This is a genomic window from Streptomyces sp. NPDC029956 (genome assembly GCF_055574655.1).
Map to the genome: position 1 here is coordinate 20,169 of NZ_JBVHZJ010000066.1, position 26,916 is coordinate 47,084.

At 73.6% G+C, this 26,916-nt stretch carries 24 protein-coding genes; 17 read left to right on the forward strand and 7 right to left on the reverse strand.

The window, feature by feature from the left end:
* Positions 1-24 precede the first annotated feature (24 nt).
* The 4 genes from ACZ4XX_RS34730 (at position 25) to ACZ4XX_RS34745 (ending at position 3,910) form a co-directional block, all read left to right on the forward strand.
* Positions 25-792: an enoyl-CoA hydratase/isomerase family protein gene (locus ACZ4XX_RS34730; protein WP_467718165.1), complete on the forward strand. Its 768-nt coding sequence runs from the start codon at positions 25-27 to the stop codon at positions 790-792.
* 80 nt (positions 793-872) lie between these two features.
* Positions 873-1,379: an ATP-binding protein gene (locus tag ACZ4XX_RS34735; protein ID WP_468511840.1), complete on the forward strand. Its 507-nt coding sequence runs from the start codon at positions 873-875 to the stop codon at positions 1,377-1,379.
* Between the two features lie 483 nt (positions 1,380-1,862).
* Positions 1,863-2,627 (forward strand): polysaccharide deacetylase family protein, encoded by a 765-nt coding sequence (locus ACZ4XX_RS34740; protein WP_468511841.1) that lies wholly within the window; start codon positions 1,863-1,865, stop codon positions 2,625-2,627.
* Entirely contained in the window at positions 2,627-3,910 is a 1,284-nt protein-coding gene (locus ACZ4XX_RS34745; protein WP_468511842.1) for a YncE family protein, read from the forward strand. The genes ACZ4XX_RS34740 and ACZ4XX_RS34745 overlap by 1 nt, the downstream gene beginning before the upstream one ends.
* Before the next feature lie 18 nt (positions 3,911-3,928).
* Here ACZ4XX_RS34745 and ACZ4XX_RS34750 read toward each other — a convergent pair whose 3' ends face one another.
* Positions 3,929-4,567 (reverse strand): GNAT family N-acetyltransferase, encoded by a 639-nt coding sequence (locus ACZ4XX_RS34750; protein WP_468511843.1) that lies wholly within the window; start codon positions 4,565-4,567, stop codon positions 3,929-3,931.
* 73 nt (positions 4,568-4,640) lie between these two features.
* Here ACZ4XX_RS34750 and ACZ4XX_RS34755 point away from each other — a divergent pair, with 73 nt between their 5' ends.
* Together ACZ4XX_RS34755 and ACZ4XX_RS34760 are read left to right on the forward strand one after the other, a co-directional pair.
* A complete protein-coding gene (locus ACZ4XX_RS34755; RefSeq protein WP_468511844.1) occupies positions 4,641-4,856 on the forward strand; it encodes an EF-hand domain-containing protein in 216 nt (71 codons plus the stop codon).
* Positions 4,857-5,543: 687 nt separating this feature from the next.
* Positions 5,544-5,804, forward strand: coding sequence for a hypothetical protein (locus ACZ4XX_RS34760; RefSeq protein ID WP_468511845.1), 261 nt, complete (start codon positions 5,544-5,546; stop codon positions 5,802-5,804).
* Between the two features lie 61 nt (positions 5,805-5,865).
* Here the strand turns inward: ACZ4XX_RS34760 and ACZ4XX_RS34765 are convergent, their stop codons facing one another.
* Entirely contained in the window at positions 5,866-6,849 is a 984-nt protein-coding gene (locus ACZ4XX_RS34765) for a helix-turn-helix transcriptional regulator (protein ID WP_468511846.1), read from the reverse strand.
* A 149-nt stretch (positions 6,850-6,998) separates the two neighbouring features.
* Here ACZ4XX_RS34765 and ACZ4XX_RS34770 point away from each other — a divergent pair, with 149 nt between their 5' ends.
* Positions 6,999-7,526 carry an SDR family NAD(P)-dependent oxidoreductase gene (locus ACZ4XX_RS34770; RefSeq protein WP_468511847.1) on the forward strand — a complete coding sequence of 176 codons (528 nt, stop codon included), beginning with the start codon at positions 6,999-7,001 and terminating at the stop codon, positions 7,524-7,526.
* 149 nt (positions 7,527-7,675) lie between these two features.
* The gene (locus tag ACZ4XX_RS34775) at positions 7,676-8,281 is read left to right on the forward strand and encodes a response regulator transcription factor (RefSeq protein ID WP_030320420.1); all 606 of its coding nucleotides are present in this window, start codon (positions 7,676-7,678) and stop codon (positions 8,279-8,281) included.
* Positions 8,282-8,376: 95 nt separating this feature from the next.
* On the opposite strand, the gene ACZ4XX_RS34780 is transcribed toward ACZ4XX_RS34775, so the two are convergent.
* From ACZ4XX_RS34780 to ACZ4XX_RS34795, 4 genes are read right to left on the reverse strand one after another with little or no spacing between them, the layout of a single operon-like run.
* A complete protein-coding gene (locus ACZ4XX_RS34780) occupies positions 8,377-9,492 on the reverse strand; it encodes a 3-dehydroquinate synthase II family protein (RefSeq protein ID WP_468511848.1) in 1,116 nt (371 codons plus the stop codon).
* Positions 9,464-10,453 (reverse strand): 2-amino-3,7-dideoxy-D-threo-hept-6-ulosonate synthase, encoded by a 990-nt coding sequence (locus tag ACZ4XX_RS34785; protein ID WP_468511849.1) that lies wholly within the window; start codon positions 10,451-10,453, stop codon positions 9,464-9,466. Before ACZ4XX_RS34785 ends, ACZ4XX_RS34780 begins: the two co-directional genes overlap by 29 nt.
* Positions 10,450-12,237 (reverse strand): class I adenylate-forming enzyme family protein, encoded by a 1,788-nt coding sequence (locus ACZ4XX_RS34790; protein ID WP_468511850.1) that lies wholly within the window; start codon positions 12,235-12,237, stop codon positions 10,450-10,452. Before ACZ4XX_RS34790 ends, ACZ4XX_RS34785 begins: the two co-directional genes overlap by 4 nt.
* Before the next feature lie 54 nt (positions 12,238-12,291).
* A complete protein-coding gene (locus ACZ4XX_RS34795; protein ID WP_468511851.1) occupies positions 12,292-13,752 on the reverse strand; it encodes a multicopper oxidase family protein in 1,461 nt (486 codons plus the stop codon).
* 524 nt (positions 13,753-14,276) lie between these two features.
* On the opposite strand from ACZ4XX_RS34795, the gene ACZ4XX_RS34800 reads away from it, so the two are divergent.
* The 3 genes from ACZ4XX_RS34800 to ACZ4XX_RS34810 all read left to right on the forward strand — a co-directional run bounded on the left by ACZ4XX_RS34800 (position 14,277) and on the right by ACZ4XX_RS34810 (position 16,341).
* Positions 14,277-15,815 (forward strand): SagB/ThcOx family dehydrogenase, encoded by a 1,539-nt coding sequence (locus tag ACZ4XX_RS34800; RefSeq protein WP_468511852.1) that lies wholly within the window; start codon positions 14,277-14,279, stop codon positions 15,813-15,815.
* 142 nt (positions 15,816-15,957) lie between these two features.
* Complete coding sequence (locus ACZ4XX_RS34805) at positions 15,958-16,134, forward strand: thiazolylpeptide-type bacteriocin (protein ID WP_073912617.1); 177 nt, start codon at positions 15,958-15,960, stop codon at positions 16,132-16,134.
* 36 nt (positions 16,135-16,170) lie between these two features.
* A complete protein-coding gene (locus ACZ4XX_RS34810) occupies positions 16,171-16,341 on the forward strand; it encodes a thiazolylpeptide-type bacteriocin (RefSeq protein WP_015036315.1) in 171 nt (56 codons plus the stop codon).
* A gap of 129 nt (positions 16,342-16,470) precedes the next feature.
* Here the strand turns inward: ACZ4XX_RS34810 and ACZ4XX_RS34815 are convergent, their stop codons facing one another.
* A complete protein-coding gene (locus tag ACZ4XX_RS34815) occupies positions 16,471-17,034 on the reverse strand; it encodes a DUF7010 family protein (RefSeq protein WP_468511853.1) in 564 nt (187 codons plus the stop codon).
* 234 nt (positions 17,035-17,268) lie between these two features.
* Between ACZ4XX_RS34815 and ACZ4XX_RS34820 the strand changes: the two genes are divergently transcribed.
* The 6 genes from ACZ4XX_RS34820 to ACZ4XX_RS34845 all read left to right on the forward strand — a co-directional run.
* A complete protein-coding gene (locus ACZ4XX_RS34820; RefSeq protein WP_468511854.1) occupies positions 17,269-18,507 on the forward strand; it encodes a hypothetical protein in 1,239 nt (412 codons plus the stop codon).
* Entirely contained in the window at positions 18,504-21,206 is a 2,703-nt protein-coding gene (locus ACZ4XX_RS34825) for a lantibiotic dehydratase (RefSeq protein WP_468511855.1), read from the forward strand. Before ACZ4XX_RS34820 ends, ACZ4XX_RS34825 begins: the two co-directional genes overlap by 4 nt.
* Positions 21,203-22,978 carry a hypothetical protein gene (locus ACZ4XX_RS34830; RefSeq protein WP_468511856.1) on the forward strand — a complete coding sequence of 592 codons (1,776 nt, stop codon included), beginning with the start codon at positions 21,203-21,205 and terminating at the stop codon, positions 22,976-22,978. Before ACZ4XX_RS34825 ends, ACZ4XX_RS34830 begins: the two co-directional genes overlap by 4 nt.
* Entirely contained in the window at positions 22,968-24,908 is a 1,941-nt protein-coding gene (locus ACZ4XX_RS34835) for a TOMM precursor leader peptide-binding protein (RefSeq protein ID WP_468511857.1), read from the forward strand. Before ACZ4XX_RS34830 ends, ACZ4XX_RS34835 begins: the two co-directional genes overlap by 11 nt.
* Entirely contained in the window at positions 24,905-26,464 is a 1,560-nt protein-coding gene (locus ACZ4XX_RS34840) for a hypothetical protein (protein ID WP_468511858.1), read from the forward strand. Before ACZ4XX_RS34835 ends, ACZ4XX_RS34840 begins: the two co-directional genes overlap by 4 nt.
* Positions 26,465-26,476: 12 nt before the next feature.
* A partial coding sequence (locus ACZ4XX_RS34845; RefSeq protein WP_468511859.1) for a lantibiotic dehydratase C-terminal domain-containing protein occupies positions 26,477-26,916 on the forward strand: 440 nt, incomplete at its 3' end.

Sequence of the window (26,916 nt, forward strand, 5' to 3'; positions counted from 1 at the left end):
TTAACGGACACTAACCTTCCTCCCATGACTGTGAACCTCGAAGTCGCCGAAGGCGTCGGCACGATCCGCCTCGACCGCCCCCCGATGAACGCGCTGGACATCGCCACCCAGGACCGGCTGCGCGAGCTCGCCCAGGAGGCGACCGACCGCGACGACGTGCGGGCCGTGATCATCTACGGCGGCGAGAAGGTGTTCGCGGCAGGCGCGGACATCAAGGAGATGCAGGTCATGGACCACGTGGCCATGGTCAAGCGCTCCCGCGCCCTCCAGGACTCCTTCACCGCCGTCGCCCGCATCCCCAAGCCGGTCGTCGCGGCCGTCACCGGCTACGCCCTCGGCGGCGGCTGCGAGCTCGCGCTCTGCGCCGACTACCGGATCGCCGCCGACAACGCCAAGCTCGGCCAGCCGGAGATCCTGCTCGGCCTGATCCCCGGCGCCGGCGGCACCCAGCGGCTGGCCCGGCTCGTCGGCCCCTCCAAGGCCAAGGACCTCATCTTCACCGGCCGGATGGTCAAGGCCGACGAGGCCCTGACGCTGGGTCTGGTCGACCGGGTCGTCCCCGCCGCCGAGGTGTACGAGCAGGCGCACGCCTGGGCCGCCAAGCTGGCGCAGGGCCCGGCCGTCGCGCTGCGGGCCGCGAAGGAGGCGATCGACCAGGGCCTGGAGGCCGACATCGACACCGGCCTCGCCATCGAGCGCAACTGGTTCGCGGGCCTGTTCGCGACCGAGGACCGCGAGAACGGGATGCGCAGCTTCGTCGAGGAGGGGCCGGGGAAGGCGAAGTTCGCCTGAGGTGACAGACGTCCCTTCGTGGGGGCCGATTCCACCGGAACGGCCCCCGCGACGGGCTCCGTGCGGCCATGATGGGGGGCATGGCGGGCCTGGAGGGTAGGGAACAACCGTGGCAGCGCACTGGCGCCGCCGCAGCGCGGTGGTCACCGGCCGCGGACGACGAACAGGCCGCCGACGCAGTGGAGTTGTACGGCAATCCGGCGGAGGAGGATGTCCGGCTGCCGTCCCGGCCCGAATCCGCGTGGGTGGCCCGCAGGCTGACCCAGCACGTCGTGCTGCGGCAGTGGGCACTCGGCCCGCAGATCGCCGAGCACGCGGTGCTCCTGGTGTCGGAGCTCGTCGGGAACGCGGTCCGGCACACCGGTGCGCGGGTCTTCGCGCTGCGGTTGCAGCGGCGGCGGGGCTGGATCCGGATCGAGGTGCGCGACCCCTCGCGCGGGCTGCCGTGTCTGATGCCGGTGCACGAGCTCGACACGAGCGGCCGGGGGCTCTTCCTCGTCGACAAGCTCTCGGACCGGTGGGGCGTGGACCTGGCTCCCCGCGGCAAGACGACCTGGTTCGAGATGCGGGTCGCCGACCGCCCCTGAGGCTCGGCGACCGTCCCCGGACGCACGGACGCACGGACGCACGGACGCACGGACGCACGGACGCACGGACGCACGGACGCACGGACGCACCGGACGCGCGGAAAGCCCCCGGACGCACGGAAGCCCCCGTGCGCCGTAGTGGGGCGCGTGGGGGCTTTCGTGTGGTGCGCCGTGGACGGGGGGGTGTATCCACGGCTGCTATGTCGACCTGGCCCGGGTCAATGGGGGTCGTGCCATCGACTATGGCAGACAGGTGGCCATACCGCCAAAAGTCCCTAGTGGGGCAAACTGCACTAAAAGCGGACACTTTAATAGTGAATCGTTGGTGACGTGTGGCACTCACCTTGCAAACAATGAATGACTATGCGGTTCCGTGATTGTTCCTCGGGGTCGTCCGCATGCTGGACGTCTCCGCGAGGGCCGTAAACGTCCTGAATTGGCCTAATCGTAATAAATCGGGCGCTATCGCCCTTAAATGGTCGCGTGAAGCCGATCGACCGCCGCGGAGCCCTCCGGGCCGGTGCGGCCGCCGCCCTCGCGGGAGCCCTCACCACCGCCTGCGACACGACCCCCCGCCCCGCCGCGCCCGCGCCCCGCCGCCCCGCCGCCGCACCCGTCGCGGCCCCCGCCCCCCGGCACCTCCCCGGACAGCCCGCCGAGGTCACCCACGGCCCCCGCGACCGGCCCCGGGTCGCGCTCACCTTCCACGGCCAGGGCGACCCCGCCCTCGCCCGGACGCTCCTCGGCCAGGCCGAGAAGGCCGGCGCCCGCGTCACCGTCCTCGCCGTCGGCAGCTGGCTCGACCAGCACCCCGACCTGGCCCGCCGCGTCCTCGACGGCGGACACGACCTCGGCAACCACACCCAGCGCCACATCGACGTCAACGCCATGACCGAGACCGAGGCCCTCGCCGAGATCCAGGCCTGCGCCACCCGGTTGCGCCGGCTCACCGGCTCCATCGGCACCTGGTTCCGGCCCTCCCGCACCCAGCACGCCGCCCCCGCCGTCCTGCGCGCCGCCCGACGCGCCGGATACCCGCACGTCCTGTCGTACGACGTCGACTCCCTCGACTTCACCTCGCCCGGCGCCACCGCCGTCGTCCGCAACGTCACCGGATCCGTCCGCGCCGGATCCGTCGTCAGCCTGCACTTCGGCTACCCGGTCACCGCCGCCGCGCTGCCCCTCCTCCTCGCCGACCTCGACCGCCGCGGACTGCGCGCGGTCACCACCACGGAGCTGCTGACCTGATGGCACACCGCACGCAGAGACACCGCACCGAGGGACACCGCACCCGGGGACACCGCCCGCAGGGACCCCTCCCGCAGCACCCCTTCCCGCAGCCCCCGTTCACTCGGCGCCCCCTCACGAGGCGGACCAGGATCCTCCTCGCCGCCGCCCTCCTCGCCGCGCTCGCCGGCTGCGCCGGCGGGGACCCGGAGGAGGGCGCCGCCCCCGTGAAGAAGGCCGCCCCCGCCGTACCCGAGCCCGCCGCCGTCCCCGCCGGGCTCCCCGGAATGCCGCCCCTGCTCGACCCGAAGGACGTCTACGCCGCCGACCGGCCCGACAAGCTCTCCCCGGTCGTCAAGGACTTCCCCTCCCGGGTCTACGTCCCCAACACCAACTCCAACACCGTCTCCGTCATCGACCCGGCCACCTACCAGGTCGTCGAGACCATCCCCGTCGGCAACCAGCCCCAGCACGTCGTGCCCTCCTGGGACATGAAGACCCTCTGGGTCAACAACAACCGGGGACACACCCTCACTCCCATCGACCCCGCCACCGGCGTCGCCGGCAAGCCCGTCGAGGTCCACGACCCGTACAACCTCTACTTCACGCCCCACGGCAAGTACGCCATCGTGATGGCCTCGCTCGACCGCGAACTCGTCTTCCGCGACCCCCACACCATGGCGCGGAAGAAGACCGTCCCGGTCAGCTGCTACGGCGTCAACCACGCCGACTTCTCCGCCGACGGGCGCTACTTCGTCGTCTCCTGCGAGTTCTCCGGCGAGCTGCTCAAGGTCGACACCGAGAAGATGGAGGTGATCGGACAGCAGAAACTCCCCTTCGAGGGCGCCATGCCGCAGGACGTGAAGCTCTCCCCGGACGGCAGGACCTTCTACATCGCCGACATGATGGCCCACGGCATGTGGGTCCTCGACGGCGAGAAGTTCACCACCCCGGCCCTGATGCCCACCGGCAAGGGCGCCCACGGGCTCTACATCAGCCGGGACTCCCGCGAGATGTACGTCCCCAACCGCGGCGAGGGCTCCATCTCCGTCTTCGACTTCGAGAAGAACAGGCTGACGAAGAAGTGGTGGCTGCCGGACGGCGGATCCCCCGACATGGGAGGCGTCTCCGCCGACGGCAAGGTCCTCTGGCTCTCCGGCCGCTACGACTCCGAGGTGTACGCCGTCGACACCGCGACCGGGAAGCAGCTGGCCCGCATCCCGGTCGGCGGCGGACCCCACGGCCTCGCCGTCTACCCGCAGCCCGGCCGCTACTCGCTCGGCCACACGGGCGTCTTCCGGTAGACCCGGTGAGCGGCGCGGTCAGCCCGCGACCAGGAGGGCCTCCGAGGCCACCGGGCGGTATCCCGCCGCCTGGAAGACGCGGACGCTGCGGGCGTTGCCCGGGGACTGCTGCGCCCAGACCACGGCGTCCGGCGTGAGATGACGCGCCGCCGTGGCCAGGGCGCGGCCCAGGCCCCGGTGACGCACCTCCTCCTCGACCTCGATCGCCGCCTCCCAGCGGCCCGCCACCCCACGGCCCAGGACCACGAGACCGCCGTCCGCCGCCCACACCCGGACCTCGTCGCGGAACTTCAGTGCCCGCGCGACCCGGGGGTGGTCCGGGTCCACGATCTCCCGGAGCTCCAGCGGAGGATCGCCCGGCAGGGCGTCGGCGACGGTCAGCAGGTCGATCGTGTTCATGTGCCGGCCGGTGCGGGTCATCAGTGCCATCAGGAAACCCGGGTTCATGCTCGCCGCCAGCGGGTCGCTCGACGTGGCCGCGAGCGCCGCCCGCACCCACTCCGGGTCGGCGTCGGTGAAGACCACCGAGTGGGCGGTGAAGGCGAGCACCCCGGCGTCCCGGGGGCCGGGCGGCGGCACGACCGTCGTCGTCCCGTCCGGGGGAGGGAACTCCCCGCGCGCCGCCGCCGCCAGGATCCGTGCCACCTCGTCGCTCATACCCCCATCATCCGCCGGCCCCGGGCCAGCTAATCTGAGCCCGTCAGAGAAGCACCATGAAGGGGCGGAAGCAGTGGCGGACATCGACTCGGCACGCACGGCATTCAACAGGTTCGACGCCGACGGGGACGGTTTCATCACCGCCGCGGAGTACAAGAGCCTCATGGCCCAGCACGGCGACTTCCACGTCACCGAGTCGGTCGCCGAGGTGCTCATCAAGCAGCGCGACGACAACGGCGACGGCGTGCTCTCCTGGGACGAGTTCTGGGCGCACTACAACAAGGCCTGACCCGCCCGCCCCGACGGGCGGCGCAACGCTGAGTTGCCGCCCGTCCGGGGCTCGGTGACGACCGTCCGGTGACGCTTCCCGGACCCCTCTGCTCCCCGAGCTCACCCTCGGCCGCCTCACCGCCGCCTCCCGCTGGGCGGGCACGTTCCCGTACGGGCTCCGCACCGTGCGGCTGCGCCGCGGCGAGCGGGCGGTCCTCGTCCGGTACGGCCGCCCGGCTGTACGCCGCGTTCGCGGTCACCGGCACGACCCTGCGCGAGCTGCTCCTCGTCCCCTGAGCGTTTCCCCGGTCGCCTTCGTGATGCCTCCCGCCCGTCCGCCGGCGGCCGTCCGGCGGGGCGGCGTCCGGCCCCCGGCCGCCCCGTGCCGCCGGCAACTCGCTGCATCACATGCCCGTGGCCGGATCCCTGCCAGCGCACGAACGCTCTCGGATGCGCCCCCCACCTGGCCTTTTGGCCGGAAGAAGCGGGTCCGCCCAGGGCCTGCCCCCGTACTTTCCCGCAGGTCGTGAGGCAGCTCATTGCCAGGCAGCTTCCTGGCCTGTCCGGAAGCGGACAGCCGGGGCCCCGCGGTGATTTCCTCTAGGTGTGCGGCCGGGACGGCTGAAAAGCCACCGGACGCCAAGGACCTCCTGACACGCACGTACGCCGCACCCGTACCGCATCCGCATCTGGAACGGAGACCCACATGTCCTGTCGCTCCCGCCGCGCAAGCAGTGTCCTCGCCGCCGTCGCCGCCGCCGTCCTCGGCGGTCTGGTGATCGCCTCCCCGGCCGAGGCCGCCCCCACCGCCCCGCACAGCGTGGCCCAGGGTGGCGACGACTTCGTCTGGCCGACCCCGCCGCACCCGCAGATGCCGGACTTCCCCTGCGTCCCGACGCTCCCCGGACTGCCCTGCGTCATCGACCTCCCGGACGACTTCGTCTGGCCGACCGCCCCCAGGGACTGACCCCCATGCACGTCACGACCGCCGCTACGGCAGCCGCCCCTTTCCGGCTCCGCTCCCGGCCTCAGATCCACTCCCGGCGGGTCGCCTGCACCCCCGCCTCGAACCGGCTCGACGCGCCCAGCCGCTCCATCAGGTCGGCCACGATCCGCCGCTCCGTCCGCACCCCGATGCCCAGCGCCCGGGCCACGGCCTCGTCGGTGAGACCGCTCGCGAGAAGCTGGAGCAGTTTGCGCTCCTGCGGGGTGAGCCCGCCCGGCAGGGCGTCGCCCGGGCCGTTCAACGGGGAGGCGTGCTCCCAGTAGGCCTCGAACAGGGCGCGCATGGCCATGACCACCGGCTGGCTGCTGAAGAGCAGCGCGGACGGCTGGGCCTGACCGGGCAGCCCGGCGACCACCGCCGCCGCCGTGTCCACGATGAGCAGCCGCATGGGAAGCGTCGGCGAGGTACGGATCTCGCTGCCGTGCTCCGCCATCCACTGGGCGTGCGCCCGGGTGACCCGGTCACCCGCGACGCTGTCCAGATAGATGGTCCGGAAGCGGACGCCCCGCTCCATCGCCCGCTCGTTCAGGGGCCGGCCGGCCTCGACGGACTCCTCCGTGAGGGCCTTGCCGGGATGGAAGGCGAGCGACTCGCGCGTACAGGACTCGGCGAGGGCCTCCAGGCGGGTACGGATGTCGTCGACGTTGTCGAGGTGCTCCGCCCCGTCGAGACCGCCCGAGCGGCCCGATGCCGTGTATTCGGCCGCGAGAGCGGCGAGGGCGGCACGATTCTGCTCGATCCGCTGCTGCCGCGAGGCGAGTTCGCGCTCCTCCCGCTGGAGCAGCACCTTGAGACCGAGCGACGGGTTCACCGCGCGCATCCGGCCCGGACTGTCCCGGGACGGCGCGAGCAGGGAGAGCCGCGTCAGCAGGTCGAGCGCCTCCTCCACCTGGTCGGTCGTGCAGTCCAGCAGTTTCGCCAGGCGCTCGGGATCGTGTTCCTTGTGGAACAGGATCGCGCGGTACACGCCCAGCGTGTGTTGGTCGAGCGACGAGACCTCGTCCACGGTGTCCCCCAATGGCCGTACCGCCCCAGGGTCGTTCGGGGCGGAGTTCTGAACCGGATTCCGCGCTCCATCGCCCGAGCGACCCGATTCACCCCATTCACACGATCATCACGCTACCCGTTCGACGATCTCCTCGAAAGGGACGTCCCGTGCTCCAGACCGGTTCCTCCCCACCGCGGCTCGACGGTCTTGTCGTCCTCGTCGTCGACGCCACCACGGGCATCGGCCGGGAGCTCGCGACACGGCTGAGCGCCGCGGGGGCGATCGTCGCCGTCGTCGGCGCCGGCCACCCGGACCGCGGCGACGACGCCGCCACCAACGCCGCCTTCCTCTGCAAGGCGCTCAACGACGCGGGTCTGCTCGCCCTGCCGTACCGCATCGACATCCGTGATCCGGACGAGGCGGGCCGGCTGCCCGACCAGATCGCCGCCGACGCGGGACCGGTGAACGCCGCCGTCGTCGTGCTGCCGGCGCCGGACGCCCGCGGTGAGCTGCTGCGCGCCTTCCGGGCCGTGTCGGCCGCCCTCGCGGCCACACTGCCGCCCGGTGCCCGGCACATCGAGCACACCCCGGCCGGCGCGGCCGGACCGGGCACGACGACGGCAGGCGACCGCAGCTGGCTCCGCTCCGTCGTCGACGGCCTGGCCTCCGACGCGGCGCGGGCGACCAACCGCTGAGACCGACGGCCCGCGAGGGCCCGCACTCGGCACTCACAGCACAGCAGTCACGCAGAGCACTCAGACAGAGCAGTCACACAGAGCAGTCACACAGAGCAGTCACCACTCCGCACTCAGAAGGCACCACAGAAGTCACCACGGGGAGAGAGATGTCCATTCGCGTCGTCGTGGCCGGTGACCACCAACTGGTCCTGGAGGCCTTCGCCGAGACCCTGAACGGCACCAACGGTCTGGACGTGGTGGGGCTCGCCACGACCTTCGAGGCGGTGCTCCCGGCCGTCCAGCGGCACCGGCCCACGGTGCTCCTCCTCGGCGAGAGCACCATGGGAGGCAAGGCGCTGCACGCCGCCACCGAGGTGCGCTCGCACCACCCGAGCTGCGGAGTGGCGTTGATGGTCGGTTCGGCCACCCCGTCCGTGGTGGACCGGGCGGTGGCCGCCGGAGCACTCGGAGTCGTACCGAAGACGGCCCGGCTGCCCCAGCTGATCACCACCCTCGTGGGGGTCGCGGGAGGCTGCCTCACCGTCGACCCGGGACTGCTCAGGACGCCGACGGCGGGGGAGACGGTGCTCAGCGTCCGGGAGACGGACGTCCTGCGGCTGACCGCCGGCGGGGCGACCGTCAAGGAGATCGCGGGCGAGCTCTACCTCGCGGCGGGGACGGTACGGAACCTCACCTCGGCGGCGATCAAGAAGCTCGGCGGGCGCAACCGGTTCGACGCGGCGCGCATCGCGGCGGAATGCGGGCTGCTGTGAGGACGGTGGCGGAGCCCGGACGCGCGCCGGCCCCGGCACGAGGCGTGCCGGGGCGGGGCTTCACGACATGGTGGAGCAGGGCGCTCCGTGCGCTCCTACTTCTCCAGGCAGAACTCGTTGATCGGGTAGCCGACATGACGGTCGGCCGTCGGCAGGTGACCCAGGATGCGGTCGCCCGGCTTGAGTTCGGTGCTGTTGAGCACCGAGGCGCCGGGGCCGAGGACCCGCACGTGCCAGTCGTCCTGGAGGATCAGGTTGACCGTCTGACCGCTGGGCGCGACCGCGTCGATGGAGATCAGCGGACGCGTCTCGATCTTCACCCGGCCGACGCTGACGGGCCGCGTACGGCCGTCGACGTCGACCGCCAGAACGGAACTGCCGGCGTGCAGCTCGCTCAGGTAGTGGGTGCGGCCGTTCTGCCCCACGGTGTAGGAGTGCAGGGCACCCGCGTTGACGCGGAACGGACGGGTCGGCATGTACGGCAGCGGGTGGGTCTCGCTGACGCACAGGACCATGCCCTTGGAGTGGGACCCCACCAGGATGCCCTCGTCCTTGCGGAAGTGGGTCGTGGTGTCGACGCAGGCACGCTCGCCCATGCCGATGTGCGTGGTCGCCGTGACCTCCAGCTCGACCAGGGAGATCTCCCCGCCGTGCGCGGTCGCCGCGGTCCGCAGGGCCGTCGCGTCGCCGACCGTACGGCCCCGCATCAGCACCCCGTCCGAGCCGTGCTCCAGGACGCCGTACAGGATCTCGGCCTCCTCGGTGTCGGCGGCCGTCGTCACGATCGAACCGGGCGCGCCCGAGGCGGCCGCGATGACGATCTCCAGCGGGATCTTCGTCGGGTCGCGGAAGTCGAGGACGCTCCACACCTCGAGACGCGCCGCCAGGCAGGCGTCCTCCAGGGTGTCGGCGTCGACGATCTCCACGTACCGCCCGAACTGCACGTCCGGGTGGGCCGCTTCGAGCTCGGCGCGGCCGTCCTTCGGACCGGGGACGATCACGACGTCGGCGTCGCCCAGGTCGGCGGGCACGGTGGCGGCGCCGTCCTCGAAGAGCAGGACCTTGCGGAGGGTGGGCGGCAGGCCGACGAAGACGGCCGGGTCGGCGGCGACGATGCCGTCGATCTTCTGGTGCAGGGCCTCCTCGAGGACGGCGGCGGTGGCGGCGCCGGCCTCACGGATGTCAAGCCAGCACAGTTTGGCGTCCGTCATGATGCGGACCTCCTGTCAGATGGTCGAGAGACGGGCCGTCGAGCGACGGGCCGCCGAGGTGGGTGTCGTCGTGGTGCTGGTCGTCGAGCGGTGTGCCGTCGAGGTGGTCGGGGGTGAGGCGTTCGCTGTGAAGCCGCTCCCGGCCGCCCGACTCGCTGAACGGGCCGGTGGTGAAGTGCTGTTCGGGGAAGTGGTGCACGATCCTGGCGACCTTGGCCGCCAGTGCGCGCGGGTCCTTGGCCTGGAAGATGTTGCGGCCCATGGCCACCCCGCCCGCCCCTCCGGCGATGGCGTCCCTGACGTACGCCAGGACGTCCTCCTCCTTCTCCAGGGCGGGTCCGCCGGCGACGAGCACCGGCACCGGGCAGGCCGCGGTCAGGTCGAGCATCTCCGCGGTGGATCCGAGGAAGACGGTCTTGACCAGGTCCGCGCCCAGGTCCGCGGCGATCGTCACGGCGTGCGCGACGACCGCGGGGTCCCGGGGGTCGCTGATCCGCGGCCCGCGCGGGTACACCATCGCGAGCAGCGGCAGGTTCCAGCGGTCGCAGGCGTCGGCGATCCTGCCGAGGTCGCCGATCTGCTGCCGCTCGTCGTCGGAGCCGAGGTTGACGTGGACGCTGACCGCGTCCGCGCCGAGGCGCAGGGCCTCCTCGACGCCGGCGACGACGTACTTGGCGTTGGGGTCGAGCGCCTGGCTGGTGCTCGCGTTGAGGTGGATGATCAGCGACATCGCGGCGAACCGCTCCGGGCTGATGTGCCGGACGCTGCCCTTGTGCACGACGACGGCGTCGGCGCCGCCGGCCGCGATCCGGGCGGCGAGCTGGTCGAGCGTGGTGCCCTTCGGCACCACGGGACCGTCGTGGATCGAATGGTCGAGAGGGGTGATCATCAGGCCGGCCGTGCTGTGGCGGTAGAGCCGCCGTAGCCGCAGCGACCGGGCGAAGTGGCCGAAACCGGTCATGGAACGCCCTTTCTGGTTCGCGAGGAGGCGTGATCGGGCTGGTGACCCGCGCCGCTCACGCGGACGGGGTCGTCCCGCGCGGTGGCTCCGCGCGGGGAGCTGAGGGCCGGCCCGCCGGCGCGCGGGGCGCCGGCGCCGCGGAGGGCGGTGGCGGTCGGAGCGCCTGCGCCGGAGACGGCCGGAGCGCGTGCGGCGGTGCCGCTCCGGGCGCCACCGGCGGTACCGTTCCGCGCGCCTCCTGCGGCGGCGTGGGCGGTCGACGCGGCCGGGTCCGGCGGCGAGACGGAGCGCAGGTAGGCGCGGTCCGGTTTGCCCGAGGGGGTGAGCGGCAGCCGCGGCCAGACCGAGACGCGTACCGGAGTGTGCTCCGGAGTCAGCGCCGCGGCGACATATCCCCGCAGGTCGCAGGAGGTCTGTCCGGCCCCGGAGTGCAGCTCGACGGCCGCGTGCACCTGCTCCACCCAGTCGCGGTCCCGCACCCCGAACACCGTGGCCTGGCGCACCTGCGGATGGCGCATCAGCGCCTCCTCGATGGCCGCCGGGTCCAGCTTGAGCCCGCCGTGCTTGATCACGTCGCCCACCCTGCCGTCGAGCCGGAGGTAGCCGTACCGGTCCCAGTGCCCCAGGTCGCCGGTGCACAGCCAGCCGTCGCGGAAGACCGTCCCGGTGCGTTCCTCGTCGCCGAGGTAGCCGGCCGTGACCGTCGGCGAACTGATCCAGATCTCGCCCGACACCCCCCGCTCCACCTGGGGGCCGCCGCCCGTGCCGCGGATCTCCACCCGCACCCACGGGAACGGACGACCCGCCGAGCCGAGCAGCTCCGGCTCGCGGTGGTCCAGCGGGTTGAGGCTGCTGATGCCACCCGCCTCGGTCGTCCCGTACACCTGGATGAGCACGTCGCCGAAGAGCTCGACGGCCCGTGCCACCCGTGCCGGCGCGGCCGGGGTGCCGCTGTAGGTGATGCGGCGCAGCGACGACAGGTCGGTGAGCGGGGCGGCCGGATGGTCCAGGAGCCGGTAGAGGTGCGGGACGGCGAGATAGACGTCGGTGACCCCGTGGCGCTCGAAGGCGTCCAGGACGTCGCCCGCCTCGAACTCGTCGTGCAGCACGACCCGTCCGCCGCTCGCCAGCACCGCGTCGGCCATCGGCGCGGTCGTGTGGCTGATCGGCGTGACGGACAGCAGCGTCGCGGGTCCCCGGGGATCGAGGCCATGGGCGAGGCGGCTGACGAGCTCCTCACGTGTGTCGTACCGCTGGGCGACCATCTTCGGCCGTCCGGTGCTCCCGCTGGTGAACTCGACGGTCGCGAGGTCGTCCGGGCGCGGCTCGGGGAGTCGCGCCGGCAGCGGTCCGGCGGGTCCGGCCGCCGCCCCCCAGGGGAGGGGCAGCGCGGTGACGGCCGGGACGCGGCGGGTGAGCCAGTCGCCGCGCTCGGCGCTCTCGTCGTCGACGAGCAGCACCGACACCCGCAGGTCCTCCAGGAGTTGGGCCTGGGTGGCGACCGAGAAGGTCTCCGTGTCGGTACGCGGATTCATCGACCGTACGTACACGGAGGTGGCGCCCAGGAGATGGACGGCGTACCGGGCGCCGAGCATCGACGGCCGGTTGGGGCCGGTCAGCACGGCGACGGTGTCACCGGGGCGGACGCCGCGGGAGTGCAGCAGGGCCGTGGTGGCCCGCACCGCGCCGGCGAGCCGGTCGGCGGTGACGGCCTCGTCGGCGCGGTGTATCACCACGCGCCCGGGGTCCTTTCCGAGAGCGTCGAGAATGCGGCGTACGTACATGGTTCCTCCTTTCCGAAAGGGGGAGTTCGGTGGTGCGGAAGGATTCGGCGACCTTCAGGAGATGCGCATCTGCGCCATCATTCCCATGGCGCTGTGGTCGATCATGTGGCAGTGATAGGGAAATACCCCGCGGTGGGTGTCGAAGGTCAGCTGGAGTTTCGCGGTCTGCCCCGGGAAGAGGAGGACGGTGTCCTTGAGGCCGGCCTCCGCCGGATAGACCGGCATTCCGTCCCGTTCGAGAATCCGGAACTGCACCAGGTGGGTGTGGAAGTTGTGCGGAACGGTCGTGCTGGTGTTCTTGACCGTCCACACCTCGGTGGAGCCCCAGGCGATCTCGGTGTCGATCCGGTCGTGGTCGAAGGTCTTCTCGTTGATGTACGCGAGATGGCCCGTGCCCGGCTCGTCCATCCGCAGCTCGAAGTTCCGCTCCACGGTCGGCGTGGGCAGCGGCGGCAGGGTGGTGAGGACGTCCGGCACCCGGCTGGTGTCGGTCACCTTCTCCTCGACGTCGAAGCGCATGATCTGCCCGACGAGCTCGGTCGGTCCGGGGCCCAGCATGTTCGCCAGGGTGACCTGGGTGCCCGGCGCGTACCGCGAGAAGTCGACGACGAAGTCGGCGCGCTCGCCGGGGGAGAGGACGATCACCGGCGAGGGCGCCGGCGCCGGCAGCAGCCCGCCGTCCGAGCCGACGTGGATGATGGGGCTGCCGTCGGAGAGCGCCATCACGAAGATGCGCAGGTTGCAGGAGTTGACCATCCGGAAGCGGTACTTGCGGGCCTTGACCTTCATGTACGGCCACGGGGCCCCGTTGACCAGGATGGTCGTGCGGTTGAGCGCGTCGTCCATCGTGTAGAGCATCTGCCCCGTCGCGTCGAAGTGCGCGTCCCGGAGGACCAGAGGCACCTCGTACGGGCCCGAGGGCAGTCCGAGCGCGTCCTCGGCCTCGTCGCCGAGGAGGTAGAGCCCGGAGAGGCCCCGGTAGACGTGCTCGGACTCCAGGTGGTGGGCGTGGTCGTGCGTCCACAGCGTGGCGCCCACCTGGCGGTTGGCGTACACGTAGGTCTTCGACCGGCCCGGCTGGATCAGGTCCATCATCCCGCCGTCCTGGTCCTGCGGGTTGTTCCCGCCGTGCAGGTGGACCGAGGTCGGCGCGGAGAGCAGGTTGATCTGCTTCACCACGGCCGTGCGCCCGCTGCGGGCCCGGATGGTGGGCCCGGGGAAGGTGCCGTTGTACGTCAGGACCTCGGTCCGCAGCCCGGGCAGGATCTCGACCCGCGCCCTGCGCATGGTGACCGCGTAGTAGTCGGCCGACCGGGTCCGCCGGTACGGGGCGAGAACCCGGGGCCGGGGCAGCGGCACGGTGAACGGGGTGACCGCGGGCGGGCCGGCGGGCGGCTCGGCGGCCACCGCCTGCGTACCGGAGGTGAGGCTCTGGAACACCCCGCCGGCCGCGCCGACAGCGCCGACGGCACCGGCGGTGAGTCCGAGTCGTATCGCGTTGCGGCGAGAGAACACAGCGGATTCCTAACGTGACGGTTTTCCGGGAACGGTGGTTCGGGCGGTGCTTCGGCCGGGGCTCCGGAACGGTGAGGCTTCGGAACGGTGATGATTCCGAGCAGTGGTGCCTCGGAACGGTGATGCTCCGGAGCGGTGATGATTCCGAGCAGTGGTGCCTCGGAACGGTGAGGCTTCGGAACGGTGATGAATTCGCTCTCCGAGCATGGGCGCGAACGGCCGGAACTCCGAGCGGGTTCGCGCCGTTTCTTGCATGTGTCACGCGATCGATGACCTCGGTCATTTCCGCCGGTGGGTCAGGGAATCAGGCACTCCGGGATGACGGGAGTCACGCCGCGGAATGCCGTCCGTCACGCCCTGCCCGGGAAATGTCACCGATGTCGGCGGGCGCCGGTCGGGGTCCGATTCCCCGCGCGAGAGTGGTGCCCGGCGTCTGCCCTGCGTACGGCGCCTTCCCGTCCGCCGGCCCCCGGGGCCGCACGGCCCCGGCGCCGGACCGTCTTCCTCGCGCCCACGGAGGCACCGTGCAGACCACGCAGACACCCTCGGGCACCGGCCCGCTACCCCTCGAACCCGCCCTCTCCGTACCGGCGTTCACCGGAGGCGTGCGCGTCCTCTTCGCCTCGGCGGACGGCGATGTCGCCACCCTCGCCGGGCCCGCCACCTCGCTCGCCCTCCGCCCCGTCCGGGACGGCGTCCGGACCGCCCTGGAGCGCCTCGCCGAAGGGCCCCTGCCCGTCGAGGAGCTGTACGAGGGGCTCCGCCCCGCCGAGCGAGTGCAGTTCGAGCGGGTCCTCGACCGCGCCCGCCACCTGGTGGCCCACGCCGTGCTGGCCCGGGGCGGGAGCCGCGAGCTCCTCCGGCTGGAGCCGGTGGCACGCGACGCCGCCCACGAGCCGGTCCCCGTCCCCGTCGACGCGACCGTACGGCTCTCCCGCTTCGCGTTCTGCCGCAGCCGCGAAGGCGCCCTCGTCCTGGAGTCGCCGCTGGTCAAGTTCCGGGCGGTGCTCACCGACCCCGCCGCCCGGACCCTGGCCGCCGCGCTCGGCGAGCCCGGCACCCCCGCCCGCCTCGGCGCGGACGCCGGTCTCGACGAGGCCGGCACGGCCGATGTCCTCGGTCATCTCGTCGGCGCCGGGTTCGCCGAACTCGCCGACGAGGAAGGGGTCTTCGCCTCGGACGGCGAACCCGTCCTGCGCCAGTGGGACTTCCACGACCTCCTCTTCCACTCGCGCATCCGCTCCGGCCGCTACGACGACGTGTTCGGCGCCGTCTACCCCCACCGGGGCGTCATCGAGCCCCGGCCGGCCGTACGTCCCGTTCCCGAGGGCCCCTCCGTGCCCCTCCACCGGCCGACCCGGGAGGAGATCGCCGCACAGGACCCGTCCCTCACCACGGCGATCGAGACGCGGCGTTCCATCCGGGGCTACGGCGAGCAGGAGATGACCGCCCGCCAGCTCGGCGAGTTCCTCTACCGCGTCGCCCGCGTGCGCGCCCACTACACGCCGGAGCCCGGCGGCGACCGCGACGAGGTCGTCTCCCGCCCCTACCCGAGCGGCGGCCAGGGGTACGAGCTGGAGCTGTACGTCACCGTGCGGCGCTGCGAGGGCCTGGCACCCGGCATCTACTACTACGACCCCGTCGGCCACCGGCTCGTCCTGCGGAACGAGGAGGAGGCCGACCGCGAGTCCCTCTTCCACGTGGCCTCCCGGGCCACCGGTATGGAGGCGCGCCCCGACGTCCTCCTCACCGTCACGGCCCGCTTCCAGCGCATGTCGTGGAAGTACCGGGCCATCGCCTACGCGACCACGCTCCGGCACACGGGCGTGCTCTACCAGACGATGTACCTGGTCGCGACGGCCCTCGGCCTGGCCCCGTGCGCGCTGGGCAACGGCGATGCCGACATGTCCGCGCGGGTGCTCGGCCTGGACTACCTCCAGGAGTCCTCGGTGGGCGACTTCCTGCTCGGCAGCCGGCGCCCGGACGACTCCGTCGCAGGTGAGCCGGGGGAAGGGTGGCGGATGCTCAACAGCCCCGAGTGGTCCCTTCCCGGTAACCCCTGAGCCCTTCCGACATGACGCCGGTTATTCCGGGCGTGATAAACGTCAGGCGGAGCTCGGAAAGACTGGTGCGGGAGATGGTCGGTCAGCATTATTGGTGTTGCAGCCGAACGGTTGCCGAGAAGAATTCGGAAAGGAATTCAGAATGAGCATCGACGACATCAAGCAGGGCCAGGACGCGGACAAGGCGTTCGAGAACTTCGACGTCGACGAGCTGGAGACCCTCGAGGTCGCCCAGGGCGTGGCCCTCCCGGAGATGGGTGCCTCCAGCGGCTCGATCGGCACCTCGTCCTCCAGCTCCTCCACCTGCTCCGCCTGCTGAACATCCCCCAACCGAAACGCTGAAAGGAAACACACCATGAGCATCGACGACATCAAGAACGGCGATGACGCGGCCTTCGACAACTTCGACGTCGCGGAGCTGGAGACCCTCGAGGTCGCCCAGGGCGTGGCCCTCCCGGAGATGGGTGCCTCCAGCGGCTCGATCGGCACCTCGTCGTCGTCCTCCTCCACCTGCTCGGCCTGCTGACCGAGTAACCGAGGCTGAACGCACGACGCACGAAGGATGCGACCGCCCGGCTCAGGCCGGGTGGCGCATCCTCGCGTGCGTTCCGGTGCGTCCGGTGTGCTTCGCCGCCGCTGAGGGGACTTCGGGCCGTCAGCCGCGCAGGGCCACGTGGAAGGACGAGGCCCACAGCACGATCGCGGCGCCCAGACCCACCACCGTGCGGATCGTCTCCGCGGTGGTGCCGGCCGCCAGGACGACGAGCCCCACGACCGCGACGACCGTCAGGAAGATCGCGGTCCACGTGTACTGGCCCTGGTCGAAGAGGCGGGCGAGCGGGAAGAAGTGCAGGCCCACGACCAGGCAGATCCCGACCGGGATGAACTCGGGGTGACCTGAGGCGTTCGACGCGGCGATGACCGCGAAGATCGCCACCAGCTCGGCCATGTTGACCAGGCCGACCCCCCGGTTCCACTTCTCCGGCAGGCGGACCATGCGGGTCACCGGACCCGCGGTGCCCCGGAAGGCGAACACCACCGCGCCGGCGGTCACGACCGCGGCGACGACGCCGACCGCGACGGAAACGGGCACCGCCGCTATTCCCGAACCGCCCGCGAAGGCCCATACGAGGGCGAAGACGGCGAGGACGATCGCGCCGCGACGGCGCAGATTACGCGTGAGTGCCAGGCACTCGGCGTCGGTGGTTTCCGTAGTCATGGCGCGGACCTTACAACGACGCTCCGCGATGATCCGACCGGGTTGTCTATTTTCAGCCAGTCGGACTCGGACCCGTCTCGAACCAAGTCATGGCCCGAGCGTCACGGAAAGGGTGACACATGTCAGCCCGAATCCCTTCCCCCTATCGCCCCGCAATTCCCCGTCACATGATTGCGGCCGGAAGTGAAAGAAAGCCCAGGACGTTGTTCTCGAATTCTCGGAAGGTGCGAAGTCATGGGGGTTGATGCGCTGGAGCGCACTGCCGTGAAGCCGGATTCCGACGGCCTGACGGGAGTGCGGCTGCACACACGGATGCCGGTCACACCGGCCTGGCTCGCCCGGTACGTCGTACCGGTCGCCCGCGCGCTGAACGAGGCGGGCGCTCCCGCCGTCCAGCTGCGCCGCGGGTGGCTCCACGGGCCGCACATCGACATCCTCGCCCGCGACGCCACCGGCGTCCCGGGCGGCGGCCCCGACTGGGAGGGCGTCGCCCGGGCCCTGGACGCCGGCCCGCTCGACCCGCCCCGGGCCCTCACCGAGGAGACCTACCTCGACCAGGCCCGCGAGTTCGGACGCCTGGAGGCCGTCCAGCCGCCCTACCTGCCGCTGCGCGAGCACGGCGCCGTCGAGCGGATCGAGCCTGCCGGCCGGGACGGCGGACAGCCCGGCGGATCCTCCGGTGCCGCCGCCCGCGACCCGCGCCTCGACCGCTTCCGTACCGTCGTGCACGGGGCCCTGACCCCCGCGCTGCTGCGGACGATCGACGACCTCGCCGGCGAGCCCGGCTCCGGCACGCTCCGGCTCGCCGAGGCCTTCGTCGCACTCGCCGACACCCACACCCTCGGCCTCGGATACGGGGTCTTCTCGCCCCGCTCCCACGTCGAGGCCTTCCTCGCCTGGGCCGCGCCCACCAAGGACGTACGCCCCGTCTTCCAGCAGCGCCTCGCCCAGGACGCGCCCGCGCTCCGCCGGGTCGTCGAGCAGCGGCTGAGCGGCGAGGTCTCCGCCACCGCCGCCGCCTGGCGCACCGGACTCGCCTACGGCGCCGGGGCGCTGGAGAGCGCGGTCGCCGCCGGCACCCTCACCCTCGACCTGCTCGACGGCGCCACCGCCGGGCTCGACCGCTCCGAGATGGGGCCGCCCGGCGCCACCACCGTCGTCCCGCAGGGCGAGCAGCCCGACAGCGACTTCCACCGGACCGTCGGCGAGGCCGGCGTGACCTCGGCCCCGTCCCCGTGGTTCGCCTCCTTCCGCCTCCTCACGAACCTCTTCTACGAGCAGCTGCCGCTGCTCACCGTCTCGCCGATGCAGCGCTACTACACCTGCTTCGCCGTCGCCGAGACGGTCGACGAGGTCCTCGGCGTCACCTGGCGCGAGCGCATCGCCGCGAACGCCCCCGCCGGGAACACGAGTTCCGCCGCCCCCGCCCCGAGCGCCGCTCCGGGCACCGCCTCCGAGGGAGCCCTTCGATGACCGCCCCCGTGATCGGCATCCCCGCGGACCCGCGGGGGGACACGCCGTCCGAGCCGGTGACCGCACCGACGCCCGGCCCGACGCCCGCGCCCGTGGACGTACCGACGCCCGCGCACGCGGCACCCGCCCCCGAGCCCCTCTGGTTCCTGCGGGTCAACCCGCTGCGCCGGGCCCGGCTCGCCGACGCCGGACTGCGCCGGCAGCTCGTCCTCGTCACCGCCGCCGAGCAGACCCTCGCCGAGGCGTCCGCCGCCGCGTCCGACGAGCTGTACGAGCGGATCGGCGCCGCGACCGACGACGCCGAACGGCGTGAACTGATCGCCCTGCGCCGTTCCGTGAACAGCGGCAAGGCCCCGAAGAAGACACCCGAGCCCTCGACCCCCGTGATCGACGCCTGGCTCGAGGCCCGCCGGGAGCGCGAGCGGATCCGCGAGGAGCTCGTCGCCGGCTACCCCGACGCGGCCGAGCGCGAGCGCGGAGTCCTCGCCGAACTCCTCGGCGACGCCGACCTGCTGCGCTCGCTCGCCCTCGTCGCACCCGAGGTCCACCAGGAGGCCGAGCGCTACCGCGCCGCCGTCCGCGCCCCCGGCAAGGTCCCCGCCAAGTCCCGCAAGTCCGAGCGCGGCCTCATCCAGTACGTCACCCGCGCCATGGTCCGTACGAGCCCGCTCGCCCGGTTCACGGCCGTCGGCATCGCGGAGCCCGACCCGGCCGCCCCCGGCCCCGACGAGGCGGGCTTCGGCGGCGCGACCGCCTTCCCCGGCCTCGACCGCGTGATGCTCAACTACGTGCTCGGCGGACTGCCCGACCCCGCCGACCGGGCGATCGAGGACATGTGGATCGGCCTTCCGCCGACCTCCGCGCCCGACCCCGCGGCCGGGAAGCTGTTCTTCCTGAAGCCCGCCCCCGAGGGGATGCGCCGCGCCGCCGTCTCCCTCGACGGACCCGCCGGAGACCTCCTCGACGCGGTCTCCATGGGCCCCCGCCCCTTCCCGTCCGTCGTCGCCCATGTCGCCGAACGCTCCGGCATCGCCGCCGAGGACGCCGACCAGAAGGTCCGCGGCGCCGTCGCCCAGGGCCTCCTCTGCACCTTCCACGAGGCCGAGGACGGCTCCACCGACTACGACGTCCTGCTCACCCCCGACGACCCCCGCCCGGTGACGAAGCGGCTCACCGACCGCGTCAGGGCCGGCCTGCCCGCCTTCACCGCCGCGCCCGCCGCCGCACGCGGCGACGCCCTCGCCGAGCTGCGCGGCGCCCTCGGCGAACTCAGCCACGCCGCCGGCCGCCCCGCGCACGTCACGGTCGAGGAGGACTACGTGATGCCGCCGCTCAAGGTGGCCACGGAACCCTGGAAGGAGTCGCTCAGGGACCTCGGCCCGGCCGTCGAACTCCTCACCGTCTTCGACTGGCTGCACGACGTGCGCGTCCTCATGACCGCCGCGTTCGTCGAGCGCTTCGGCCCCGGGGCGAACGTCCCCCTCGCCGCCAACGCCCCCTTCGTCGTCGGCGAGGTGTCGCGCCGTGCCGCCGCCATGGCCGCCGTGTACGGCCCCGACGGCCCCGGCGACCCGACCGCGCTCAAGGGCATCGGCCCCGCCGACGGCTCCCTCGAGCGCATCTACGAGCTGCGCCGCGAGGTCACCGAGGCGCTCCACGCCCTCATCGGCCAGGCCGTCGACCGCGGTGACGACACCCTCCGCATCAGCCCGGACCAGGTCGCCGGCCTCACCGGCGACCTGCCGGAACGCTTCCGCCGCGACCCGCTGATCTACGGCATCCTGCTCCAGCGCGGAGACGGCCACCTCGTCCTCAACGACGGCCTGCCGGGCCACGGCATGCTCTACGCCCGCTTCCTGGAGGCCGACCGGCGCCTCGGCGGCCGCGCGCTGCCCCGCCTCGCCGACCACGTACGCCGGGTGTACGGACACGACGGCGCCCGCGTCACCGAGGACCTGGGCCTGCACCGCCTCAACGTCAACGCCCACACCCCGATCCTGCCCGGCGGCCTCACCCCCGACGACTGGTTCGGACTGCGGCTCGCCCACGACCCCGAGACCGACTCCCTGCGCGTCGAGGACGCCGAAGGCGCCCCACTGCGCGTCCTGCCGCTCGGCACCGGCCACCCCGGCCTCTTCCCGCCGCCGCTCTCCGTCGCCTCCGGCCTCGCCATCAGCGGCCGCCTCTTCAACGCCCTCCCCAACAGCTGGCACGCCGCCACCCCCTGGGACCGGGCCACCACCCGGATCGCACCCCGGATGGCCGTCGGCGACGTCCTCATCGGCCGCCGCCGCTGGTACGGGGGAGAGGAACTGGGCACCGCCCTGGCCGCCGGACCCGAGGAGCACGAGCGGCTCCTCGCCCTCAACGCCTGGCGCGCCAAGTACGGCGTCCCCGAGGAGGTCGTCATCAAGACCGTCCCCGAGGACGAGGGTCCGCTCTCCGTCGGCGCCCCCGACATCCAGTCCAAGCGCCTCCAGCAGAAGCCCCAGTACGTGGACCTGAGCAGCGCGCTCGGCGCCCGCGTCCTGCCCCGGATGCTGGAGCGCCGCGGCGCCGACAGCGGCGGCAGCTACCTGGAGGAGGCGCTGCCCGGCGTCGTCGACGGCACCCACGCCACCGAGTGGGTCGTCGAGGTCGGCCGGACCGCCGGCGGCCGCTTCACCTACCACCCGACGACCGAGGGGGAGGAGCGATGACGACGCCCACGGCGCCGCTCAGGACGCGACCCGACCTGCACTACGCTCCCGTCCCCGGCGGGGTCTACTTCAGCGGCGCCCGCGCCCAGTTCGTGCTGCGCGGCTCCGAGGTCCTGCACGCCGTCGCCCAGGGCTGCGTCCCGCTCCTGGAGGACGGCACCGACGAGGACGCGCTCGTCGCCGAGATCGGCACCGAACGCGCCCGCCCCGCCGTCCGCCTCCTCGTCGACAAGCTCCGCGAGAACGGACTGCTCCTCGACCCGGCCGCGCACACGGCGCCCGAACCGCCCGTCGGCGTACGGCAGCGGCACGCCGAGTCCCTCGCCCGCCTCGAAGGCCTCCTCGACGACCCGTACGGGGCGTTCGCCCGGCTCGGCGCCGCGACGGTCCTGGTCACCGGCCCGGCGACCGCCACCGGCCCGGCCGTGCGCGGTCTGCGCCGGGCGGGGGTCGGCACGGTCCTCACCGGTACGGACGAGGCGGCCGCCACCCCGGACGCGGTGCTCGACATCCGCGAGGACGACGGGGCGTCCGGCACGACGGCCGACGCGCCGCTCGTCGTCCCCGTCCTCCTCGGCGGCACCGGCGTCACCCTCGTCGGACCCGCCCTCACCGGCCCCGGACAGGCGGCCGTCCGGGCCGCGTTCCACGACCGGGCCCGCGCCTGGGCCGCAGCCGAGTCCACCGCGCCCGCGCCCCGCCCCATGGCGGACGCGCTCGCCGGCGCCCTCGGGGCGCAACTCCTCATCGACACCCTCACCGGTACGGCGGACACGGGCGAGGCCCATGTCGTGCACGGGACGGACCTGGTCTCCGACCGGGTCACCGTCGAGGGAGCCCACCAGGCGGCCGCGACCGGCCGACCGGGCTCCCTCCCCGAGGGCCCGTTCACCCTCGGCACCGCACCCGCCGACCCCCGGCCCGAACCGGACGAGGCACGCGAGACGGCGACCCCGCTCGCCGCGCGCTGGACCGGACCGCTCGCCCTCACCGAGGGCGCCGACCTGCCCCAGATGCCGCTCGCCCTGCGCGCCGCCGAGCTCCGCGCCGCCGGCCGCCCCACGACCACGGTCCTCGCCTGGGCCGCCCATCAGGAGACCGCCACCGTGGCGGCCACCCTGCAGGCCCTGCGGGCCCTCATCCCCGGGGCGCCCACCCCGGCGGCCGGCCCGCACGCCCACATCCCCGGGGCTCCCACCCCGGCGGCAGGGCTCACCAGGGAACACTGGCTCCTCGACGGCGCGTTGCGCCTGCTCGCCGAGGAGACCACACCCCTTCCGGCGAAGACCGCCACCCCGCACGTGCCGCCCGCGGCCCTCCCGGCGGGCGCTCCCGCCGTGGCCGCGGGCGGCGTGGCGTGCGAGGTCCTCGACGCGGAGGGCCTGCGGATCCTCGCCGGACTCCGCGCCCTCCTGCCGCACGAGCCGGAGGTACGGCTCCACGGCGTGCCCGGCCTCGACTGGCGGCTCGCCGAGGTGACCGCCGACGGCGCCACCCTCGGCCGCGCCTGGGGCGCCGACGCGGCGGAGGCCGCCCGGAACGCCCTGTGCACCGCGCTCGCCCACCTCCAGACCGTGGACGGCCCCGGCAGCGTCGACCCGCTCTCCACCGACGCCCTGCTCTTCGCCGACCGGGCCGCCCTGGACGCCCTCCGCGCCCGACTGGCCGCCCGCACCGGCACCACGTACCGGGGCGAGGCCCTCCGCCACGACCCCGTGCTCGGCGAGCTCCCCCTCTGGTACGGCCCCGTGGAGGCCCACGATGCCCACTGACACGCTCACCCCCGTCCCCGCCCCGGCCCTCGCCCGGGGCCCCGGGCTCGACGCCCACCCCGCCGACGAGGCCTGGCGTTCCGCGCTCGACGTCCTCGCGGACCTCCTCCCCGAGGGAACCGTCGCGGTCGACCGCGGCTGGCACCTCGACTGGGAGCGGGCACGGTTCGACGAGGCCGTCGCCGCCGGCCGGGCCCACCTCTCCGTACGCCTCCTGGGCGACGAGGTCCTCGTCGGGCCGCTCTGGCGGCCCGGCACCGACGCGGGCTGCGCCGGCTGCGCCGAGGTCCGCGACCGCACCGTCCCCGACCACCCGCTCGTCGGCGACCTGCGGCACGCGACCGCCGCCCCCGCGCCGGGCGCGCCGCTCCTCCCCGAACTGCTCCGGGCGACCCTGGAGCACCTGGTGAGGCGGCCGCTCGGGCCCGGCGAACTCTTCTCCGTCTCGCCGCGCGGCCTGCGCCGGCACCGGATCGCCCGCAGCTTCCACTGCCCGCTCTGCGGACCGGCGGACGAACGGCTCGACGGCACCGGGACCCCGCCGCCGCTCACCCCGGCCGACCGGCCCGCCTTCCCGGACGACTGCACCCGCACCGCCGCGAGCCGGCTCGTCGAACGCGGGGTGCTCCAGGACCGCCTGGTCGACGACCGCTTCGGCCCCGTCCGCGCGCTCCTGCGCGAGTCCCGCGCCCCGTTCGCGATGAGCATGGCCGTGGTGCCGGACGCCCCGGCGATGGGCCACGGCCGCGCCCGGACCTTCGCCGAGACCGGACCCGTGGCGATCCTGGAGGCGTACGAACGCCTCGCGGGCTTCCCGTACGACATCCCCGTCCTCACCCACCGCTCGTACGCCGAGGTCGCGGAGCACGCCGTCGACCCGGCCGGTCTCGGGCAGTACACGGCCGAGCAGCTCGCCCACCCGACCAGCAGGGCCACACCGTTCGACGCGGACACCCCGATGGACTGGGTGTGGGGCCACGACCTCGACGACGGGCGCGCCCTGCTCGTCCCCGCCGACCACGCCTTCTACCAGTACGAGTACAACCACCGCCGCGACCGCAGGGCCGCCCGCGCCGCCGGGACGCCCGGCCGCAAGCACTACTTCTACGAGTCGTCCAGCGGCTGCGCCGTCGGCGCCAACCTCGAAGAGGCCGCCCTGCACTCGCTGTTCGAGCTGGCGGAGCGGGACGCGTTCCTGCTGTCCTGGCACCGGGCCGCGCCGCTGCCGACCATCCCGAACTCCTCCCTCACCGACCCCACCAGCCGCGCCATGATCGAGTTGATGGAGTCGCGCGGCTTCGACGTGCACCTCCTCGTCGCCACCCAGGACATCGGCCTCCCCGTCGTCTGGGTGCTCGCCGTGAACCGGCTCGCCCCCTTCCCCGCCACCTTCTCCTCGGCCGGCTCCGGCGCCGACCCGCAGTCCGCGATCCGCGGCGCCCTGCGCGAGGTCGCCCAGCTCGTCACCAACCCGGTCGACTGGACCCGCGAGACCGTCGAGCCGATGGTCGAGGACCCGTGGCTGGTCCAGGAGCTGGAGGACCACGTCCGCTTCTCCTCGCTGCCCGAGACCGCCGTCCGCGCCACCGCGGCGCTCGGCGGCCCCCGGGTCACGCTCGACGAGGCCTTCCCCGACTGGCCGGGCCGGATGGAGCGCGGCTCCCGCGGGGACGTACGCGGCGCCCTGGACTTCGTCCGCGGACTGTTCGCCGACGCCGGGCTCGACCGGATCGTGCTCGTCGACCAGACCAGCCGCGAGCACGCCGACGCGGGCATCCACGTGGCCCGCGCGGTCGTCCCCGGCATCGTCCCGATGTGCTTCGGCCACGCGCAGCAGCGGCTGGCCGGACTGCCCCGGCTCACCGCCGCCCTGCGCGGCACCGGGCAGGAGCACCGGGCGTTCCCCCTCGACCCCCACCCGTTCCCGTGACGGCCCCGGCCGCCCCGCGCGCGGCGGACGCCGGCGCCCCGCCCCGGCGCGGCCCGGTCGACCTGCCCGGCCCCGAGGGCGACAACAGCATCGCCCGCGAGCCCCTCTGGTACGCGTACGGGGCCGGGGACGACGCGCCGGAGGCGCCCCCGTGGACCTGGGTGCCGCAACCGCCGCCCGACACGCACGTACCGCCCCCGCCACCGCGCGGGGGCGGCCCGCGCAGGGCCCTGCCGCTCGGCACCCACGACCGGCTCGCGGCGCTGCCCTACCCGGCGCCGCCACCGGGCGGCGCGCGAGGCCGGGGCGCGGCCGAACCGGTCGAGGACCGGCTCGGCCGCGCCCTCGTCACCGCTTTCGGACCGCAGCGCAGAGAGCCCGAGAACCCCTACAACGACCACCGGCCGTACGCCTCGCCGCGCTGCCTCTTCCCCGTCCACGCCTTCGTGGACGGGGGCGCGGGCATGCCGTGGCGCCTGCTCGAACCGGACCGGCACGCCCTCACCGGCGACCCGGCGACCCCCGCCCGGAACGTCGTGCTCACCGGCCGGTACACGACCGTGCCGCCCGCCTACCAGTGGTTCCGCGGCTCGCTCATCGCCATCGAACTCGGTTTCGTACTGCGGGCGCTGAGCCTCGGACTCGAACTCTTCGACGTGCCCGCGCGGCTCCGGCTTCCGGGCCCGGACGCCCACGAGCTGCTGCCCGCCCTGGGTCTGGACGACGCCTGGGCGTGGTCCCTGCCGCTCGTCGTGGAACTGGACGGAGGGGAGGCGCCGGCAGGGCACGCGGACTCCGTCGCCGGGCCGCCGGCCCACCTCGCCCGCACCGACCCCGCCCTCGTCGAGCTGATCCGCGTCAACCGGGAGCAGACGTACGCCGGCGCCCCCGTCCCGCTCACCACGGCCGTCCCGGCGGGCCTCGGCCCCTCCGCGACCGTGCCGGACTGGGCGGAACTGCTGTGGCGGCGCCACTCCGGACGCATGCCGCGCGCCCTGCACGGCATGAGCGGCCGGCGCCGGAACGTCCCCGCCGAGGCGCTCGACGACGCGGCCCGCTGGCTCTCCGTGCCACCGCCAGGACCCGAACTCGCCACCGCCTTCGAGGCGTTGAACGTCACCGCCGTCGTGCAGGGCGTCGAAGGGCGGACCGACGGCGTCCACCGGCTCCGGGACGGCGCCACGCGTCTCCTGCGCGCCGACGCGACCGCCCCCGAACGCCTGGAGGAGCAGTACGGCTACGGCGTCTCGCCCGTCAACGGCTGCGGCATCCGCGACGCCCCGCTCACCGTGTTCCTGTCGGTGCGGACCCGGGAGCTCTTCGAGCGCCTCGGGACCGCCGGCTGGGGCGCCGTCCAGCATGCCGCCGGCTGGGCCGCGCACGGGCTCTGCCTGTCCGCCGCCGCCTCCGGCCTCTTCGCCCGCCCCGTGCGGGCCTTCAAGGAGATTCCCACCCAGCGCGTCCTCGGCCTGGACCCCGACGAGATGATCGTCCTGTCCGTGGTCGTGGGAGTACCGCAGGACACCGGCGGCGCGCTGCTCGACCTCAGACTCTGAAGGAGCGTCCCCGTGACCCCGACCCCGACGCAGACGGCGACCACGACCCCGCCCCCCACGGCGCGGGCGACCGAATGGACCGCCTGGCACCTCCACCTCGGTACGACGGCCCGGTCGGCACACGACCGGGTCGTCACCGATGTCATCGGCCCCACGATCCGCGAACTCGCCCCCGGCACGCCGTGGTTCTTCATCCGGTACTGGCAGTCCGGCCCGCATCTGCGGCTCCGCGTGGGCGACCTCGACACCGCCGCACGCGCGCACGTGGAAGCCGCCCTCGCCGAGCGCCTGGCCGTCGCCGGCGCGCCCGCCCCGGGCGAGGAGCCGCTCGACCCCGCCGCCTCCCACCACAGGGGCGGGAGGAGCGGCGCCGCAAGGGGGGCAGGAGAGAAAAACCCCGCTGAAGGCCCTACGCCCCCCCGCCGTCCACCTGCCAGCTCCCCCCCAGGGGC

What these genes read in the sequence shown, in the direction of transcription:
- ACZ4XX_RS34730 (WP_467718165.1), top strand. Translation starts at nt 25, where the DNA reads ATGACTGTGAACCTCGAAGTCGCCGAAGGCGTCGGCACGATCCGCCTC.
- ACZ4XX_RS34735 (WP_468511840.1), top strand. Translation starts at nt 873, where the DNA reads ATGGCGGGCCTGGAGGGTAGGGAACAACCGTGGCAGCGCACTGGCGCC.
- ACZ4XX_RS34745 (WP_468511842.1), top strand. Translation starts at nt 2,627, where the DNA reads ATGGCACACCGCACGCAGAGACACCGCACCGAGGGACACCGCACCCGG.
- ACZ4XX_RS34750 (WP_468511843.1), bottom strand. Translation starts at nt 4,567, where the DNA reads ATGAGCGACGAGGTGGCACGGATCCTGGCGGCGGCGGCGCGCGGGGAG.
- ACZ4XX_RS34760 (WP_468511845.1), top strand. Translation starts at nt 5,544, where the DNA reads ATGTCCTGTCGCTCCCGCCGCGCAAGCAGTGTCCTCGCCGCCGTCGCC.
- ACZ4XX_RS34775 (WP_030320420.1), top strand. Translation starts at nt 7,676, where the DNA reads ATGTCCATTCGCGTCGTCGTGGCCGGTGACCACCAACTGGTCCTGGAG.
- ACZ4XX_RS34780 (WP_468511848.1), bottom strand. Translation starts at nt 9,492, where the DNA reads ATGACGGACGCCAAACTGTGCTGGCTTGACATCCGTGAGGCCGGCGCC.
- ACZ4XX_RS34785 (WP_468511849.1), bottom strand. Translation starts at nt 10,453, where the DNA reads ATGACCGGTTTCGGCCACTTCGCCCGGTCGCTGCGGCTACGGCGGCTC.
- ACZ4XX_RS34790 (WP_468511850.1), bottom strand. Translation starts at nt 12,237, where the DNA reads ATGTACGTACGCCGCATTCTCGACGCTCTCGGAAAGGACCCCGGGCGC.
- ACZ4XX_RS34805 (WP_073912617.1), top strand. Translation starts at nt 15,958, where the DNA reads ATGAGCATCGACGACATCAAGCAGGGCCAGGACGCGGACAAGGCGTTC.
- ACZ4XX_RS34810 (WP_015036315.1), top strand. Translation starts at nt 16,171, where the DNA reads ATGAGCATCGACGACATCAAGAACGGCGATGACGCGGCCTTCGACAAC.
- ACZ4XX_RS34815 (WP_468511853.1), bottom strand. Translation starts at nt 17,034, where the DNA reads ATGACTACGGAAACCACCGACGCCGAGTGCCTGGCACTCACGCGTAAT.
- ACZ4XX_RS34820 (WP_468511854.1), top strand. Translation starts at nt 17,269, where the DNA reads ATGGGGGTTGATGCGCTGGAGCGCACTGCCGTGAAGCCGGATTCCGAC.
- ACZ4XX_RS34825 (WP_468511855.1), top strand. Translation starts at nt 18,504, where the DNA reads ATGACCGCCCCCGTGATCGGCATCCCCGCGGACCCGCGGGGGGACACG.
- ACZ4XX_RS34830 (WP_468511856.1), top strand. Translation starts at nt 21,203, where the DNA reads ATGACGACGCCCACGGCGCCGCTCAGGACGCGACCCGACCTGCACTAC.
- ACZ4XX_RS34835 (WP_468511857.1), top strand. Translation starts at nt 22,968, where the DNA reads ATGCCCACTGACACGCTCACCCCCGTCCCCGCCCCGGCCCTCGCCCGG.